Raw genomic sequence first — 14,796 nt, forward strand, 5'->3', positions numbered from 1 at the left:
CTCGACTCAATATATAATAGCGGTATAACAAAGGTTACATAGATAACTCTTTTTTGTAGATAACATGTTTAGGGTATAGCGATTGGCGCACTTCTCGTTACAGCGCCATTATATCTAGCGAACAACTCGTTTTACGTTGAAACACTCGTCCATTTTTACTTATTCGCACCTATCTATTGTAGTTGTTTTCTCACCTGCCAGCTTTTTCCAATCCTCTGAATTGCTTGGTGCTCTAATGATTAACAATAACCTTTCTTTATTTTACTAAGCACTTCCAACCGATATTTCTTAGAATTTACCGATACGCGGAATGCCTGCTTGACAACGCATAGGCATTCCCTAAGCTTGGCGACACGAAAACAATAACGACTACTCGTCAATCAGCGGGACCAGACCTCCATGAGTAACGAAGTATCTACTCCTAGCAATAACACACCTCCCCTTATGACTCGCGATGAAGCAGTCTCGTATTTAATTGAAAACGATCCACGTTTCGCAGTCACGGAAGAAAACATCCGAGGCGTCCCCCATAGAGTTTTCAAAAACACACCAGTGCATCTTCGGGAACTCATACAGCGAACCAAAGACAATTACATCACGGATGGCGCTGAAAAAGAGGTGCTCGTTTATCAGCAAGAGCGCTGGAGTTACGATGACTTTTGTCACGAAATCAAATCAATCGCACATGCTTTAACCCACCAACTCAATGTAAAAGCTGGCGACCGCGTTGCCATTGCTATGCGTAATTACCCAGAGCTTCCAATGCTGCTTCTCGCCATCACATCGATTGGCGCTATCGCAGTCCCGCTGAATGCATGGTGGACGACCGAGGAACTCGAATACGCTATCGGGGACAGTGAAGCAAAAGTTGTTTTTGCCGACAAACCGCGTTATTTAAATATCGACCCCATCAAAAAGGCCCTAGACCTAACGTTAATCGCAGTGCGTGATTACGAAGGTGATGGCGAAGGTGAAATTAAATATCGTGAGCTTCTAAGCCGCGCCGACGCCAGTGAATGGTCAGACGTAGAGATTGATACCGACCAAGACTTCGCGATCATATATTCCTCTGGTTCGACAGGTCATCCCAAGGGTGTCGCCTTAACCCACCGCAGCGCCATCGCCGCCGTATATTCATGGATTTTTGCGCGGGTCGCGGGACCATTAATGGAGCCACCAAAAGATAAAGCGCCCTTAGCACCCTCGTGGTTAATCATCACCCCACTGTTTCATGTCACCGCATTACAAGCTAATTTTTTGCAGGGCCTGGCACTCGGCGCAAAAATTTCACTCATGTTCAAATGGGATGCGAACGATGCTGTCGACATCGTAAACCGAGAGCAAGTTACCCGTGTGTCCGGTGTTCCCACTCAATCAGCCGAACTGATGGAAGCCGCCGTGGCGCGTGGTGAAACATTGCCAAGCCTAGAAGGTCTCGTCAGCGGTGGTGCGAAGCGTCCTGCCGCACAGGTCGGACAACAAGCTGCGGTATTCCCTAACGCGCAAATTAGTGCCGGTTGGGGCATGACAGAAACCAACGCTTTAGGCCTGTCCATTATCGGCCAAGTCTATCTCGACAACCCGGAATCTGCGGGACGCGTCATTCCCCCGCTGCAAGAAGCTCGCATAGTTGACGACAACGGGATCGATGTGAAGCAAGGTGACATCGGTGAGTTGCTCATCAAAGGAGCAAATACCATGCGCTGCTACCTCAACAAACCTGAAGCAACGGCTGAAAGTTTGAAAGATGGCTGGCTCTACACCGGCGATCTAGCGCGTCAAGACGAGGAAGGCCTCTATTACATTGTGGATCGTAAAAAGAGCATTATCATTCGCGGCGGAGAAAACGTTTCCTGTCTAGAAGTCGAGGGAGCAATCCATCAACATCCACACGTCGCCGAAGCGTGCGTATTTTCAATCCCGGATGAACGCCTCGGAGAAATTATTGGCGCAGCAATTCAGCCAAAACAAGGCAAGCCATTAGAGGCCGATGAGCTCGCCACGTTTTTGAAAGATCATTTAGCCAGCTTTAAGATTCCGGAACGATATTGGTTTATGAACGAGCCACTACCTCGCGGCGCAACCGATAAAATTGAGCGCAAAGTCATTCGTGCAAACTACCTTGAAAAGTATATGTAATTAACCGCGCCTACCCAACGTGCCTATTTTTTGCCGACAAATCTGCCTCGTTGCTGAGCATCACGCCGCCACCGTAAACGCCATCGGTCATGTGTTGGGGATAAAGCCCTGCCACCAAGACCCTGAAGTAGCTAAGTTCGGATTAGAAAACAGTCTATTTGCCCTAGGCTCGCAATTTTTAGAAATCGTCTCTCCTATTCAACCCAATACAGCCGCTGGGCGCTTTATCGCAAAACGCCGTCACCAGGGTAATGGTGACGGCGGCTACATGGTTATTTGCCAGGCCACGGATAAAAATGATCAGGTCCTGGTTCGCGAGCGTGCAGCACAACACAATGTTCGCGTGGCTTATGAGTCCGACCGTGGTAGCTGGAATATCATGCAGCTACATCCGCGTGACATGGGCGCCGCGTTTCTCGAAGTTGACTGGGACGAACAAGCTGACCCTCAAGGCAACTGGCAACCCGCTGGCGGGGCTACCTGGCGAGATATCGCCGAAAATCAACCTCAGTACAGCATTCAAGCAATAGAACTCCAAGCGCTCGACCCGCTTGCACTGGCCGAAAAATGGTCCGCCATTACTGGGTCCAAGTACCATAAGAACAACAATGGGTTCATGCTAACCCTCGCCAATATGGCGATTCGCTTTACCGCCATCCCCGATCAAGGCACCCCCAGCAAACAAAGCCAACTGGCGGGCCTAACAACCATCGATATCGCCGTATCAGACCTCAATACGCTCAATGAAAGAGCGGCAAACTGCGGCCTAAGTTTAGAAAACAACCAGATTCTGCTCTGCGGTACGCATTTTCGTTTTTCGTCGCTTTGACCTTGATTCTGGCCCAGGATAAATCAAGTCGCTAACAAATAATCACTGTGGCTTATGGATTTACCAATCTTTGTATAAATATTTTGTATTTATTTGATTTAGATTGAAGACTTAGCACATCAAATCACCCATAATATTCGCCCAAATTCGAGGGGTGGCGCTCGGACGGGTCAACAAGATCAAGTATCAATTGAGCGGCACTTTAATAATCATTTTTATTTATTATTGCTACATCGAGGAGAGCCATTTTGAATCACTTAACCCCCCATGACGACATGAATAAATTGGCGATGTCGGAAAAAGCTCGCCCGCTTTTGGATGCCGTTAAAAAGCACCTTGAGGAAAACGTCGCGCCGATTCAAGAAGAGTTTTATCGCCTCGGCGAAGAACAAGAAGACCGCTTTACCTACCACCCGCGCCAATTAGAATTACTTGAAGGCGCGAAGAAAAAAGCAAAAGACGCAGGCCTTTGGAACTTCTTCCTACCGGATGCAGAAACGGGCGAAGGCCTCAGCAACCTCGATTACGCCTACATTGCGATTGAGCTGGGTAAATACCCTCTAGGCCCACAAACACTCAACTGTTCTGCACCTGATACCGGCAACATGGAAGTACTTGAGCGTTTAGGTACTCCAGAGCAAAAAGAACAGTGGTTGAAGCCTTTGTTAAATGGTGAAATCCGCTCATGTTTTGGCATGACCGAACCCCACGTTGCCTCATCTGATGCTCGCAACATCGAAACGCGTGCAGAATTGGTTGACGGCGAGTGGGTGATCAATGGGGAGAAGTATTACATCTCAGGTGCTGGCGACCCACGCTGTAAAGTCATGATCTTGATGGTGAAAACTAGCCCAGAAGCTGAGACGTTCCGTCAACAATCTCAAATTCTTGTACCCATGGATGCACCCGGGCTGACGGTTGTTGGTCCCATGAAAGTATTCGGCCACGACCACGCGCCACACGGCCACATGCATTTGAAACTCGAAAACGTTCGCGTACCTGCGGAGAATGTTATTTGGGGTGAAGGTCGCGGTTTCGAAATTTCGCAAATTCGCCTTGGCCCAGGCCGTATCCATCACTGCATGCGCGCCATCGGTAATGCCGAAAAAGCATTGAACCTTGCTATTGAGCGTGGCCTCACTCGTACTGCATTCAACCGCAAGATTCTTGATCTCGGTAAAAACATGGAAACCATTTCGCGTGCACGCATCGAAATCGAAGCGATGCGCTTGATGGTGTTGAAAGCGGCGAAAGCAATGGACTTGATGGGTAACAAAGAAGCGCGCATTTGGGTATCAATGGCAAAAGCAATGGTGCCCGAGAAAGTGTGCAACATTATTGATCAAGCGATTCAAATTCACGGTGCTACCGGCTTGAGCCAGTGGTCTGACTTGTCGGAAATGTACATGCAACAACGTACGTTACGTTTCGCGGATGGCCCGGATGAAGTACACCACAATGTCATCGCGCGCGCCGAAGTGAAAGCGTTCCAACAAGCAAAACACCCTCAAGATTAAACCCTTCGTTTTAATCTTAATCGATAAACAGGCGCTCTAAGGAGCGCCTGTTTTGCTTAGAGCTTTTATCCCCCCGCCTACCCACACCTTGGATACTCCACACCTTGGATACTCCACACCTTGGATACTCCACACCTTGGATACTCCACACCTTTGGACATCGAAAATCGCGACGCTTTTTAAGTGTAACTGGTTAGCAATTAAAGCGGTTCTTTACCCGCCATTACAACACGGGTCCACTGTCACCGAGAAACATTGTCATCGAGACACACGTCACTCTATACTGCTCACGGAAAAAAAATCACGAATGAGGTTTTCCATGATTAAGTTACTACATAACGTTGTTTTCACACTGCTAGCGCTGACGTGCTTTAGTCACATAGCGTCCGCCGAAACGTCAACACCGAGCAACACCACGCAAGCATCTCCGTTCGCGCACATACCGCAAGACGTGCCTGTGGTAATGCTAAATATGCTGAAATTCAGTGAATCAGCGCATTACGATGATACAAAGGTAAACATGACTGGTCGCCAGGCCTACGACAAATACAGAGAAGGTGCATCAAAGCTAGTGGCAAAGGTCGGCGCGAAGCGCCTTTGGATTGGTAATGTGAAGGCAGGCATCATCAGCCCCAGTGACGAGCAATGGGACGAAGTGTTTCTCGTTCAGTACCCATCCATTGGCGTGTTTCTGAAAATGGTCAATAGTGAAGCCTATAAGGCTGTCGCTATTCACAGAACCGCCGCACTAGACGACTCACGACTCATTGCCATGATCGCGAAGTAGAATGACCACAACGGGAATTAGGAAGGACGCTTAAACTTACGTTTTGCGGTTTCAACTCGCTGGCGTACCACGCAGTCTTTCACGTGATCATTAATCATTCCCATGGCCTGCATGAAAGAGTAAACCGTTGTCGGCCCAACAAACTTCCAGCCCAACTTTTTTAGCTGTTTAGATATCGTGACTGATACATCAGAGGTGGATACAGATTGAGGCTTACCCAAGGTTTTTGGGTCTGGCTCAAAGGACCAAAAGTACGCCGCTAATGAGCCATGATTTTTGATCATTTCCTTCGCCCGCTGGGCATTGTTAATAACAGCCTCAATCTTTCCGCGATGCCTGACGATGCCCGCATCCTGCAAAAGCCGCTCGACGTCCTTTTCAGAAAAGCGAGACACCTTATTGAAATCAAAACCTTTAAAGGCTTTGCGAAAGTTCTCTCTTTTAGCCAGTATCGTTCGCCAACTTAATCCCGACTGAAACCCTTCCAGGCATAGCTTTTCGAACAGTCGTACATCATCATCAACAGGAAAGCCCCACTCGTTATCATGGTAAGGAAAAAATTCATCAACTGATCCACACCAACCACACCGTGGCTTTCCGTCGGGCCCCTTTACTGTCTGGCTCACTTAATAGCCTCCTACAACAGATACGTTACTTTTTGCTATGTGGTTATGCGCTAAAACAAATCCACGCTAACGAAATCCACATGGCCAGAAGTACAAACCAGCTAGCCATATAACTTCCCAATCGCAACGGAATCTTATTACTGGTGATATGAATAAGTGTATGCAGAATACGTAAACCAACATACGCCCACGCCAAGCAAAGGAAAACCACTCCCGTTTTTTGCACAACAAGCGCCGCCAAGCACGCCGCATAAAATAACACCGGTGCTTCAAATTGATTAGTCACATTCCGAGACAACTGCTGGCTCCGCCGATCCTCTTGAGAGGGGCCGTTGTATGTCTTGTAATAGGTTATTGGCGTTGAGCCGCTCGACACCGCGCTCAAGCGACTAAAAAAAAGACCAAACACCGTCAGGCCGCTTAACAACACCATGGCAAACATGGGAAACACTAAATCCGTATCCATTAAATCCTCGCAGTTAATACTCACTGGTAATGACTAAATATTCTATCTAGGCGCCGAAGACTCTAGGCGAAATTTTAAGGAGGCACAACGCCTCAACGAAATGACGCACAGAAAAGGCGCATGAAGAGATTTAGCGAGTACCATCAAACATAGTTAAGGTGCTTAACCAGTAAAAAAGAACCCGTCGACGCTCTCCAATATTACAATTTTGCTGCATAGATCATCACAAAATCGATAACTTGCAACATTCTGTCACTTATCACCGTGTTTCCATACAAGAAAGCCTCGACAATCCTCTAAAACGCCTATAAAGTGACCCGTAGCTAGAAAGTAAGCCTACGATTTAAGTACTCCATCTTCGTCGTTTTACCTGTAAGACCTCGTCCTGATAGTAAGAAAATCCAGACTCTATTTTTGGCACAACCGTTCAAGCCCCGATAGAGGCTAAATTGAACACCATTTTTTAATACCCTAATTCAGGAAATTTTTTATGTCAGATACAGTAAAAGGCACAGTTAAGTGGTTTAACGAATCAAAAGGTTTTGGCTTCATCGAGCAAGAAGGCGGTCCAGACGTTTTCGCTCACTTCAGCGCCATCCAAGGTTCAGGCTTTAAAACTCTCGCTGAAGGCCAACAAGTTGAGTTCACTGTAACTCAAGGTCAAAAAGGCCCACAAGCTGAAAACATCGTTGCTGTTTAAGCGTTCGACGCTAAGGTAACACCAAGAAGGGGTAAGCCGTTGGGCTTACCCCTTCTTTTTTGTCCGCTCATTTCTATCTAATCTACCGCTGCCGTAAAAATCCCTCTCGCTCGTCTAAACTCACTAGTATCAATCAGCAAATTCTTACGAGAATACCCAGAGATCGAACCCCTTTGGAGTCCCATGCGGTACCGGTACATCCTATTACTATGGCTCTGCCTAACAATTAGCGCTCCCACCATGGCTAACGTGGTGCTTTCGAACGAATTTACAAGGCTATCACTTGGGCAAGGCTTGGAGATTCTCGAAGACCCAACCGCTAGTTTGACGCTAGATGGCGCAATTCACTCTCAGAGCTGGGGAATATCGCGCCAGGATGTACTGAGTTTTGGCTTTTCCGGGTCCGCTTACTGGGTTCGTTTTGAGCTTGAAAACCCCACCTCACAAGATCTACCTCTGATTGTTGAGCTCGGGTCGCCGCTAATCACCGAAGCCACTCTATACCTCTCCCAGCCACCAAAGTCTCCGAAGGCAGAAGGATTTCGCGCGCTTCATACAGGCGCTGAAACACCGGCGGCATCCCGGCCCCTCGACCACTCGGCATTATTATTTTCGTTTGATGTACCAGCCAACAGCACCGTGCAAGCCTATCTGTATGCACGATCTAAAAGCTTACTGCTCATACCTATAACCCTATCGACACAGAACGCCTACATCGAATCAAACAACGTGTCTGCCTTATGGCTAGGGACGTTCTTTGGGCTGCTTCTTAGTATCGCCGCGTACCATTTGATTATCTATTTCTCTACCAAAGAAATAGCCTACTTTTATTACTCACTTTTTTGCTTCTCGCTGATGGGGATTTATCTTTCACTGCAAGGAGTGACTGCAAATTATCTATTTCCCGAAAACCCCGAGCGATTCGAGCGACTGTTAAATGTGACACACTATGTCAGCATTTTCGCCAGCGTGATGTTTTCCTATCACGTCCTCGCGTGCGACGAATGCAAACGGATTTGTGGGAAATTACTGAAGACTGTCGCGATAGCCTGCATTCCCCTCGCGTTAATTAGCCCCCTCATGGAAACCGCTCTGAGCGTGAAGCTCGTTTTTGCAGCATCTTATATTTCGATTGGAGTGACAGTTTACTCAAATATCATGCGATGGTTGGACGGGTACCCACCTGCAAAATTCTTGCTAATCGGCGCCCTGATTGCACATGCAGGAACCGTCATATCTCTCGCTTCATCCAGCGGCCATCTACCGAGCAACGCATTCACCACTTATTCGTCCTATATCGGAATCTCAATCATGAGCATGGTGCTAGCGTTTACCTTGTCGTACCGAATTAACCTAGATAAACAATTAAGCGACCGCACTCAGAAGCAGATGCTTGAAGCGCAACAACGCCTCACCGGTGAGCTAAACGAAAGAATTAAAGAACGAACACAAGAGCTGGAGGAAGCGAACGAACGATTAACGGTCTTAAGCCAAACGGACGGCCTCACTGGTTTGTTAAACCGGCGTGCTTTTGATTTGGCCTTCGATAAGGAGGTACGACGCTGCGAACGCGACCAAGCCCCACTCGCCGTTATGCTACTCGACGTGGATCACTTCAAACATATCAATGACAGCTACGGTCACAGCACCGGGGATCGCTGCCTAACGGATGTGGCCAACGTAATTCAGAACAACGTGCAAAGACCGCAAGATATTTTGGCTCGCTACGGCGGCGAAGAATTCGCGATTGTCCTTCCTGACACCCCCATTGAGGGCGTCCTGCACATTGCCGAGACTATTCGAACCAGTATCAAAGAGCATAGGTTCTCCGTCGATGACAAGGAGCTAACACTCACGATCAGTATCGGTGTGGGATATCTCCAGCCTTCTGGAGTTGGCGTAAGAGATACTCGTCAACGCCGAGATAAATGCCTCGATGCATACACAAACCTTGTGGATCAAGCCGATGCTCAATTGTACCGAGCAAAGTCGAGTGGCCGTGACAAGGTCATGCATATTTCGACTGATTCAACATCGTCTTCAGCCAACCTACACTAAGGCATCCATACATTTTCAATTCTTTACCCCGTAGCGTTTCCGTAGGCACCACTTAATCCTGATACTAGTGGGCCTAACAATAACGTTTAGCAATCCAGAGTTTCACTATGCCGTTCCGCCGTTATCGCACATTAACGCCCCGATCATCCCTCTATGCTGCCGCCACCTTTTATTTGAGCCTGCTGTTTGTTGCCAGCAGCCACTCTCTAGAGGAGGCGCCTGAACACCCTGGCTCAAAGGTCTATCAGCAACATTGCGCTGTTTGCCATGACCGACCTGAAGAAACACGAGCCCCGTCATTTGACACTCTCACGCAAATGACGGCTGGTACCATCACAGCGGCTCTGACCAGCGGCAAGATGGTCGCTCAAGGAAACGCTTTGAACATCACACAACGTAGTGACTTGGTCGGGTTTCTCACAGCAGAAACCGAAGGTGATGAGTGGATAGCATCAATGCGCTGCGATAAATCTCCAGCTCGCGCGATCAATTATGACGAAGTCAGTGTGCGAGGCTTTGGATTCGATTTACGCAATCAACGCAACTTAACCGCTGCACAGGCTGGGTTTGAAGGCACCGAGTTAAATCAAATCGAATTGGCCTGGGTAATGGCATTTCCTGGTGTTACAGGCATGCGTTCACAACCCGCTATTGTCGATAACATGATGTATTTGCCCGTTGCCGAAAATGCCAAAGTCTATGCCATTGATTTAGAAAACCCTGAATCACCCTGCGTACACTGGGTATACGAAAGCGGCTCTATTTTACGCAGTGGTGCCGCGTTCGGAGAACAGAAAAATGGCCGTAAAATTATAGCCATTAATGATTATAACGCTGCCGTACACGTGATCGATGCCACCACCGGTGAGCGCCTTTGGAAAGAACAACTCGGACAATTCAAATTATCGTTAGGTACCGGCACGCCTGCGATCCACGACGGTGTCGTTTATGTTCCGGTTTCACAAAACGAAATCATGCAAGGTGCGATTGAAAGCTATGTTTGCTGCTCAACCCACGGCATGGTGGTTGCGCTCGATGCAACATCAGGCGAGCGCCTGTGGGAAGCTCATACAATGGAAGACGCGAAGCCTGTTCGTGATCGAGGTGACGGCCAAATGCTGTGGGGACCTTCCGGGGCTCCGATTTGGAATTCTCCTGTCATCGACGACAAGCGCGGTTTACTTTATGTGGGCACAGGGGAAGCAACTTCAGCGCCCGCGCACAAACATACTGACGCAATTCTCGCGATCGAACTAAAAACTGGCAAAATTGTGTGGAGTTTTCAAGCCACCGCAAATGATATTTTCCTCGCCGGTTGTGCATACCGTAAAACCCTCAATTGCGAAGACGATACTGTGTATCTAGACGTCGACTTCGGCGCCTCCCTCATTTTGGCAGAACAAGCAAACGGCAAAGATATTTTGCTGGGAGGACAAAAGTCCGGCACGTTGTGGGCACTTGATCCAGACGCTTCCCTGAAAGAAGGCAAAGGTATTGTGCAATGGCAAGCTCAATTCGGTGAAGGGTCACCCGGTGGCGGAATTCACTGGGGTATCGCGACCGATGGCAACCAAGTCTATGCGCCAATCAACCGCGCCTATCCACGCGGTACAAAAGGCCCCGAGAAGCCAGGGATTCATGCTGTCACGCTTAAAGATGGCAAACGTCAATGGACCTATCAAACCCAACCCAACTGTGATGGCCCGCGCGCCAATTACGTTATCAATTGTAAAAATCGACTAGGGTTCAGCGGAGCACCCACAATAATAGAAGGTGCGGTGGTCACAGGCAGTATTGATGGTAGGTTATTCGGGTTCGATGTGAAGACCGGCGAAACACTTTTTGAATTTAACACGGCACGTGAATTTGAAAGCATCAATGGCATTAAAGCACGAGGTGGAAGCATTGATAACGCCACTATTGTTGCTACCAACGGCTTGCTGTTAGTGCAATCAGGTTATGCGTTATTTAATCAAACCCCTGGAAATGTTTTGTTGGCATTTAAGCCATCAAAAAAATAGATCTCAGTTACCTATCTCGCCCCCAGGGAAGCTACATTCATAGATACAAGGACACTGGCAGATATCACAAATGGCAGATATCACAAAATACCTTACTAGCGTGCTGGGCCCTATCCAGCACGCTTCACCCTTTTTACCCCATCAAGCGTAGACTAGCTTTTACACGATCAATGAGAACGCTGCCCCCAAATTAAAAAATAGCCAACAACAAATAAACATAAAGCACATCGTTTTATAAGAATGTTGGCACAGTTTTCATATTTGGGAATTTTCTGACAATATTTCTTTCCGACCTCTGACACCACGTCCATTGCTCAATGTGATGTGTTAAATTCTAGAAAGGCTCATGTAGAGCTCTATAAAAACAACAACTATTCTAGGAGAACAACGTGAAATATCAGATAGCATACATCGGTAACAACCATCTTCACCTAGAGGCGCTAACGCACTATAGCTACCCGTTTGGCGCTGAAGTGAAACAAGTCGCAGCTAGCGATTCAGTTTTCGCAAACTGCCGAATTCACATCTGATAGTCGTAGACCATACCAGCAATAAAACTGTCCTTCGTTCACACCCAAGTCTGGGAGCGGCATCCATTCCGATCTTTGCGCTAATAAACCATCAACAAAACCCGGTTCACAGTATTTACGAGCATAACTTCGACGAATATTTACACTTTCCCATTATTGAAAAACAACTTACTTTTCGGTTTTCAAATATTTTCGCAAGGCATTCATTCAACGAATTCTCACAGACCGATCAGTTTATCCAAATACCCGCAAAACTAAACCCAAATCACATCAAGCTTAGTAAAGAGTGTGCTGATTACCTTTTAGAAAATGTCAGCAAAGCACACAGCTTGGCGTCTATCGCCAAAGCAGTCGGTACAAACCGAAATAGTTTGGCTGTTGCTTTCAAAGCGGTTCACGGGTGTGGAGTTTTTTCTTGGTTTAAACAGAAACGATTATTTATGGCACGCGATGCACTTTGCTATTCAGGTGCCAGCGTTCAGTCGGTCACCTATCAATTTGGCTTCAGTGATCCTGCAAATTTTTCGCGAGCGTATAAATCAGAATTTGGCATATCACCAAGCAAGGCGAGAAATATGTTGATTACCGTTGATGACACAAAAGACAGTGAAATCGAGCAAGATAAAAGCGAACGCGTATAGAACCTAATCCTTTCGGTGCCCTTCCCAGGAAATGGGACCCTCGGGCACCGATAGATACTATCAATCATTGAGTATCGTTTTTACTCTATACAACCATTGAATCAATTGAGATACATCGCTCTTTTTCAAACTCGATTTCAGGTTGCATCCGCATTCACCAACAATCACTACCTCTTTAGCGACTAAAGTAACATCGAGACTAATTTCATTTTTCCCTTGATCAAAACGAAATTCCCACCTATTGGGATTCGTCGATTTATCTTTTCCAGAGGAATCAAAGCTCGCACCAATTGAATTAAACACATCCACCGAATTTTCCATGGTCTTACCTTTTATAGAGTCAACATGAACCAAGCCTTTTGGCCGACATACCTCAACAAAAAGATTATAGCCTTCCAGCGGACGATATCGTCCAGAATTGACGCAGAAACAGATCTTCATGACGCAAAGACAATCATTCGTCTCTTGGCTGCCATTGAATTACATTTAGGTAAACATCGAATTTATGAATGCAGCATAACCGCTAACATGGAGCAATACGGAACTTTTATAAACGAAAGTGGTTGATTACGTCCAGATACAATCATCGCACAACCAATTAAAACATCAGCCAATTACCGGCAGCCATCTACAGCACCTGCGCCACGGCAAATTAAATCGCTGCTCCATTCAACTACCTACAATTTTAACTTTTTATTTTTCTTGGTATCGCTTTTGCTCTGACACATTTCAAGCCGATTTCAATTGGAAGATTTTTTATATCAGACCAATAGATCTCAAACTAATGTGTTACAAGTATTCAGGAGATAATAATGGCAACATTTACTCTGTGTTATTCAGGTACAGATTGTTTTTTAGATCAAGCACTGGTCTTTCGTGAGCCGAGGGAAATGTATTCCTATAATCCGTACTCGGGGTACGTTCCAAGCAAGATCCACAAACTGATCTCTGACAAAAACCCCGGTGAGCACCTATCAGTAACGATGAATGGTTGTGGTGGGCCCTATGGGACGAATAGAGACTTACTGCCTATCCGTGCATGGACGATCGAATCCGAACCCGAAACTGGCGACTCTTGGGCAGAATGTAGGCGCGCCCCTGCGTTTATTAATGATTCAGTGACGGGCGCATCTCTCGAATATATTACTGTGGCCGGACTAGCCGAAATGCTGGGCGTCACATTTCATATGGTAGAAGTTGGCAATTTAAACAAGCTACTCGATGAAGAGTGGTTACCGCAAAATACCGACAATTTTACTCGCGCCAATCTAGCGTATCCGCAAACCGATAACGGCATGTGGAACAATAACGACAGCTCAACAGCGGGCCACTTTTGTTTGCGCTGGAGCGAAGAAGACAATATTAAAATTGAATTATTTTTACAAAACTTCGATCGAGTTGTCTTGCTCGGACATAGTCGAGGCGGGGTTTCCTGCATCATTGCAGCAAACTACCTTTCTGAATGGTTCCCAAGTCTCGAAATAAAAATATGCGCCCTGGACCCAGTCCCCGGTACCGGAGATTGGTGGCCAGCACTCACGCATTTGCCCGGCGCTAAGAGCCTTGAATATGTGGGCATCTACGCGATTGACGAGACCTCATCCGGATTTAATGGTGTCGTGCCACGCGTAAAATCATCGACTGAAGATGAGGTTATTATATGGGACCCACTGTCCCCCAAAACCGATCTTATCCCCAGTGATGTTTGGAACATAAAAAATTACGAGCTACTGTACACACGGGGACGCCATGCTACGGTACCGGGCTCTCGAAGCGCACAAGGAAATGGTGAAAGCGACCCCATCGATAATAATGTCGGTTCTAGCGGCAACCTCACAGACGCTTATGTTATTTCTAAACTTAACGAATGGGGCGTTGCACTCAGCAAACCTGACAAAGACGATGTGGCGCTCTGGATAGGCATGATGAATAGCTATTCAGCCCATTTTGCCAGCATGCGCGACAGCAACTACGGACCTAAAAAAATACTCGGAAAGATGAACGGTTGGTGGTATTACAACGCACGAGGAATTTCTTCAACAGATGGCCGAACACCTAGCGCCTGGATGTACATGGAAGCCTTCATCGAGTTAGCCACAGGCGACGAAGCAGCGATAATCGATACAGAACGCGGCCTGATTGATATGGGAGTTAGAAACCGCTACTACGCCAAGTATGGCGGCACCGGTAAAGTTCATCCCTGGGTTTATTTAGCCGACGCCTGCAAGCCGTAAGTTCATGCAACTCTGGACGTGCCACACTGTGTCTCATGTTTTATAGTCACGCTTTTTGTGGCATGTTCGCCAACGCCTCCTCATGACTTCCTACAAAAACAAGCCTTCCAAGCCAGTCAATGAAACTGCTTTGTGGCACGTCTACGACTGGTTTAAAGGCGAGTTAGTTGACGACCCTGCGTTAATAAACCATAACGTATCAGCCAGCACATCCCTCTCTAGCCAGCATTCAGCCCTTCAATCCCTAT

At 47.1% G+C, this 14,796-nt stretch carries 13 protein-coding genes; 10 read left to right on the forward strand and 3 right to left on the reverse strand.

Going from position 1 to position 14,796, the window contains the following annotated elements; all coding sequences use genetic code 11:
• Positions 1-399 precede the first annotated feature (399 nt).
• From ACZ5NB_RS17425 to ACZ5NB_RS17440, 4 genes are all read left to right on the forward strand, one after another.
• A complete protein-coding gene (locus tag ACZ5NB_RS17425; protein ID WP_460233480.1) occupies positions 400-2,139 on the forward strand; it encodes a class I adenylate-forming enzyme family protein in 1,740 nt (579 codons plus the stop codon).
• Positions 2,140-2,158: 19 nt separating this feature from the next.
• On the forward strand, positions 2,159-2,968 hold the full coding sequence (locus ACZ5NB_RS17430; protein WP_460233481.1) for a VOC family protein: 810 nt from the start codon (positions 2,159-2,161) through the stop codon (positions 2,966-2,968).
• A gap of 275 nt (positions 2,969-3,243) precedes the next feature.
• Positions 3,244-4,485 (forward strand): acyl-CoA dehydrogenase family protein, encoded by a 1,242-nt coding sequence (locus tag ACZ5NB_RS17435; RefSeq protein WP_460233526.1) that lies wholly within the window; start codon positions 3,244-3,246, stop codon positions 4,483-4,485.
• Positions 4,486-4,804: 319 nt separating this feature from the next.
• Positions 4,805-5,272 (forward strand): DUF1330 domain-containing protein, encoded by a 468-nt coding sequence (locus tag ACZ5NB_RS17440; RefSeq protein WP_460233482.1) that lies wholly within the window; start codon positions 4,805-4,807, stop codon positions 5,270-5,272.
• A gap of 17 nt (positions 5,273-5,289) precedes the next feature.
• On the opposite strand, the gene ACZ5NB_RS17445 is transcribed toward ACZ5NB_RS17440, so the two are convergent.
• Positions 5,290-5,898, reverse strand: coding sequence for a DNA-3-methyladenine glycosylase I (locus ACZ5NB_RS17445; RefSeq protein WP_460233483.1), 609 nt, complete (start codon positions 5,896-5,898; stop codon positions 5,290-5,292).
• Between the two features lie 43 nt (positions 5,899-5,941).
• Positions 5,942-6,364, reverse strand: coding sequence for an MAPEG family protein (locus ACZ5NB_RS17450; protein WP_464107700.1), 423 nt, complete (start codon positions 6,362-6,364; stop codon positions 5,942-5,944).
• 490 nt (positions 6,365-6,854) lie between these two features.
• Here ACZ5NB_RS17450 and ACZ5NB_RS17455 point away from each other — a divergent pair, with 490 nt between their 5' ends.
• From ACZ5NB_RS17455 to ACZ5NB_RS17475, 5 genes are all read left to right on the forward strand, one after another.
• A complete protein-coding gene (locus ACZ5NB_RS17455) occupies positions 6,855-7,064 on the forward strand; it encodes a cold-shock protein (RefSeq protein WP_460233485.1) in 210 nt (69 codons plus the stop codon).
• Between the two features lie 240 nt (positions 7,065-7,304).
• A complete protein-coding gene (locus tag ACZ5NB_RS17460) occupies positions 7,305-9,122 on the forward strand; it encodes a sensor domain-containing diguanylate cyclase (RefSeq protein ID WP_460233486.1) in 1,818 nt (605 codons plus the stop codon).
• 107 nt (positions 9,123-9,229) lie between these two features.
• The gene (locus ACZ5NB_RS17465) at positions 9,230-11,143 is read left to right on the forward strand and encodes an outer membrane protein assembly factor BamB family protein (protein ID WP_460233487.1); all 1,914 of its coding nucleotides are present in this window, start codon (positions 9,230-9,232) and stop codon (positions 11,141-11,143) included.
• 389 nt (positions 11,144-11,532) lie between these two features.
• Positions 11,533-11,673 carry a hypothetical protein gene (locus tag ACZ5NB_RS17470; RefSeq protein ID WP_460233488.1) on the forward strand — a complete coding sequence of 47 codons (141 nt, stop codon included), beginning with the start codon at positions 11,533-11,535 and terminating at the stop codon, positions 11,671-11,673.
• 329 nt (positions 11,674-12,002) lie between these two features.
• A complete protein-coding gene (locus ACZ5NB_RS17475; RefSeq protein ID WP_460233489.1) occupies positions 12,003-12,314 on the forward strand; it encodes a helix-turn-helix domain-containing protein in 312 nt (103 codons plus the stop codon).
• A gap of 60 nt (positions 12,315-12,374) precedes the next feature.
• On the opposite strand, the gene ACZ5NB_RS17480 is transcribed toward ACZ5NB_RS17475, so the two are convergent.
• A complete protein-coding gene (locus ACZ5NB_RS17480) occupies positions 12,375-12,635 on the reverse strand; it encodes a hypothetical protein (RefSeq protein ID WP_460233490.1) in 261 nt (86 codons plus the stop codon).
• Positions 12,636-13,126: 491 nt separating this feature from the next.
• On the opposite strand from ACZ5NB_RS17480, the gene ACZ5NB_RS17485 reads away from it, so the two are divergent.
• Positions 13,127-14,548: a hypothetical protein gene (locus ACZ5NB_RS17485; protein WP_460233491.1), complete on the forward strand. Its 1,422-nt coding sequence runs from the start codon at positions 13,127-13,129 to the stop codon at positions 14,546-14,548.
• The last annotated feature ends 248 nt before the right edge of the window (positions 14,549-14,796 follow it).

The sequence above is a fragment of the Aurantivibrio plasticivorans genome, assembly GCF_055392955.1.